Genomic DNA, 3,617 nt, shown 5'->3' with positions numbered 1-3,617 from the left:
CGACCGCACGATGTGCCGGCATCCCGTTGCCGCAGGGCGAGGATCCGATGATCGCGGCTACCAGGGAGTCGGCAGCGAGACCCAGGGCGACGGCAGATCCGGCGATGCCGCCGCTTCCGACGCCGCCGCCGCCGCTTCCGAGCAAGAACAGAAAACTTCGGCTGCTGCAACAGCCGAAATCCTCAGATCTTGCGGATCACCAAGTGGCACCCTGTCCCATATACACCTATAGGCATGGATCGCCGGTGCCGGGCGGCGCCGCAGCATCCCCGGCGGACCCGTCGAGCACCGAGCGAGCGGGTCCTGTGGTGAACGCAGAAATACCGATGGGGCTGCCCCCGGCCCTAAAGCCAGAAACAACCCCATCGGAAAGAAGTCCGGCGGCGTCCTACTCTCCCACGCGGTCCCCCGCGCAGTACCATCGGCGCTGAAGGGCTTAGCTACCGGGTTCGGAATGGAACCGGGCGTTTCCCCTTCGCCAAAGCCACCGAAACACTATCAGACCCGACCCATCCGGTCGCAGCCCGAGAACCGCACAGTGGACGCAAAACAGCAGAATCTTACAAGTAGTCAAGCCCTCGGCCTATTAGTACCGGTCAGCTCCATGCGTCACCGCACTTCCACCTCCGGCCTATCAACCCGATCATCTAGTCGGGGGCCTTACCAGGCTACCCTGTGGGAGACCTCATCTTGAAGCGAGCTTCCCGCTTAGATGCTTTCAGCGGTTATCCCTTCCGAACGTAGCCAACCAGCCATGCCCTTGGCAGAACAACTGGCACACCAGAGGTTCGTCCGTCCCGGTCCTCTCGTACTAGGGACAGCCCTTCTCAAGTCTCCTGCGCGCGCGGCGGATAGGGACCGAACTGTCTCACGACGTTCTAAACCCAGCTCGCGTACCGCTTTAATGGGCGAACAGCCCAACCCTTGGGACCTACTCCAGCCCCAGGATGCGACGAGCCGACATCGAGGTGCCAAACCTTGCCGTCGATATGGACTCTTGGGCAAGATCAGCCTGTTATCCCCGGGGTACCTTTTATCCGTTGAGCGACGGCGCTTCCACAAGCCACCGCCGGATCACTAGTCCCTGCTTTCGCACCTGCTCGACATGTCTGTCTCACAGTCAAGCTCCCTTGTGCACTTGCACTCAACACCTGATTGCCAACCAGGCTGAGGGAACCTTTGGGCGCCTCCGTTACCCTTTAGGAGGCAACCGCCCCAGTTAAACTACCCACCTGACACTGTCCCTGATCCGGATCACGGACCGAGGTTAGACATCCAGTACGACCAGAGTGGTATTTCAACAACGACTCCACCGGAACTGGCGTCCCAGCTTCACAGTCTCCCACCTATCCTACACAAACCGAACCGAACACCAATATCAAGCTGTAGTAAAGGTCCCGGGGTCTTTCCGTCCTGCCGCGCGTAACGAGCATCTTTACTCGTAGTGCAATTTCGCCGAGTCTGTGGTTGAGACAGTAGGAAAGTCGTTACGCCATTCGTGCAGGTCGGAACTTACCCGACAAGGAATTTCGCTACCTTAGGATGGTTATAGTTACCACCGCCGTTTACTGGCGCTTAAGTTCTGAGCTTCGCCCCGAAGAGCTAACCCGTCCCCTTAACGTTCCAGCACCGGGCAGGCGTCACTCCGTATACATCGTCTTACGACTTCGCACGGAGCTGTGTTTTTAGTAAACAGTCGCTTTCCCCTGGTCTCTGCGGCCCCTCCCCGCTTCGGAGGAAAACTCCTACACAGGAAGTGGCCCCCCTTCTCCCGAAGTTACGGGGGCATTTTGCCGAGTTCCTTAACCACAGTTCACTCGCACGCCTCGGTATTCTCTACCTGACCACCTGTGTCGGTTTAGGGTACGGGCGGCCCTGACACTCGCTAGAGGCTTTTCTCGGCAGCATGGAATCACCCACTTCGCCACAATCGGCTCGGCATCAGGTCTCAGGCACACGAAACGCGGATTTGCCTACGTCTCGCCCTACACCCTTGCCCCAGGAAAACCACCTCCTGGGTTGGACTATCCTCCTGCGTCACCCCATCGCTTGCCTACTACCAGCCGGGATCCCGACCAGCCCAAGCCCTACCCGAAAGCAGAACAAGAACCAGAACGGTTAGCACAACCAGGTTCAGCATGGGCGCGTCAGCGCCGGTACGGGAATATCAACCCGTTGTCCATCGACTACGCCTGTCGGCCTCGCCTTAGGTCCCGACTCACCCTGGGCGGAAAAGCCTGCCCCAGGAACCCTTGGTCATTCGGCGGACGGGATTCTCACCCGTCATTCGCTACTCATGCCTGCATTCTCACTCGTGTAGCGTCCACGGCTGGGTCACCCCGCCGCTTCACTCGCCACACGACGCTCCCCTACCCATACACAACGTGTATGCCGCAGCTTCGGCGGTGCGCTTGAGCCCCGCTACATTGTCGGCGCGGAATCACTTGACCAGTGAGCTATTACGCACTCTTTCAAGGGTGGCTGCTTCTAAGCCAACCTCCTGGTTGTCTATGCGACTCCACATCCTTTTCCACTTAGCGCACGCTTAGGGGCCTTAGCTGGCGATCTGGGCTGTTTCCCTCTCGACTACGAAGCTTATCCCCCGCAGTCTCACTGCCACGCTTCACTTACCGGCATTCGGAGTTTGGCTGACTTCAGTAAGCTTGTGGGCCCCCTAGGCCATCCAGTGCTCTACCTCCGGCAAGAAACACGCAACGCTGCACCTAAATGCATTTCGGGGAGAACCAGCTATCACCGAGTTTGATTGGCCTTTCACCCCTACCCACAGCTCATCCCCCAGGTTTTCAACCCTGGTGGGTTCGGTCCTCCACACGGTCTTACCCGCGCTTCAACCTGGCCATGGGTAGATCACTCGGCTTCGGGTCTTGGACATGCGACTCAACGCCCTATTCGGACTCGCTTTCGCTACGGCTACCCCACACGGGTTAACCTCGCCACACACCGCAAACTCGCAGGCTCATTCTTCAAAAGGCACGCGGTCACCAGGCTCCGAAAAGCCCAGCCCCCACGGATTGTAGGCACACGGTTTCAGGTACTATTTCACTCCCCTCCCGGGGTACTTTTCACCTTTCCCTCACGGTACTAGTCCGCTATCGGTCACCAGGGAGTATTTAGGCTTAGCGGGTGGTCCCGCCAGATTCACACGGAATTTCACGGGCTCCGTGCTACTTGGGAAACTGTTCAGGAGACGTGCCGTTTTCACCTACAGGGCTGTTACCCTCTATGGCGGTCCATTCGCATGACCTTCGGCTAACAACACGCTTTCTTACTCCTCGACAGAGCGGCAGCCCTGCCCGAACAGTCCCACAACCCCAGCCACGCAACGCCTGCCGGCTATCACACGAAACTGGTTTAGCCTCATCCGCTTTCGCTCACCACTACTCGCGGAATCACGGTTGTTTTCTCTTCCTGTGGGTAATGAGATGTTTCACTTCCCCACGTTCCCTCCACATGCCCTATGTGTTCAGGCACGGGTGACAGGATTTAAAGCCCTGCCGGGTTTCCCCATTCGGAAATCCTCGGATCACAGCTCGGTTGACAGCTCCCCGAGGCATATCGCAGCCTCCCACGTCCTTCATCGGCTCCTGGTGCCAAGG

At 58.6% G+C, this 3,617-nt stretch carries 2 rRNA genes (1 of these 2 cut by a window edge); both read right to left on the bottom strand.

The features are described 5' to 3' along the window. Positions 1–375 precede the first annotated feature (375 nt). Positions 376–492, bottom strand: a 5S ribosomal RNA gene (rrf, locus tag FREUN1FDRAFT_RS37510). Between the two features lie 74 nt (positions 493–566). Continuing rightward, positions 567–3,617: ribosomal RNA gene (locus tag FREUN1FDRAFT_RS37505) — 23S ribosomal RNA — on the bottom strand; it runs 30 nt beyond the window's last position.

This window comes from Parafrankia sp. EUN1f, assembly GCF_000177675.1.
GTDB lineage: Bacteria > Actinomycetota > Actinomycetes > Frankiales > Frankiaceae > Parafrankia.
The sequence above is the reverse complement of the archived record's forward strand: the minus strand, read 5'-3'. Positions and strand labels throughout refer to the sequence as shown.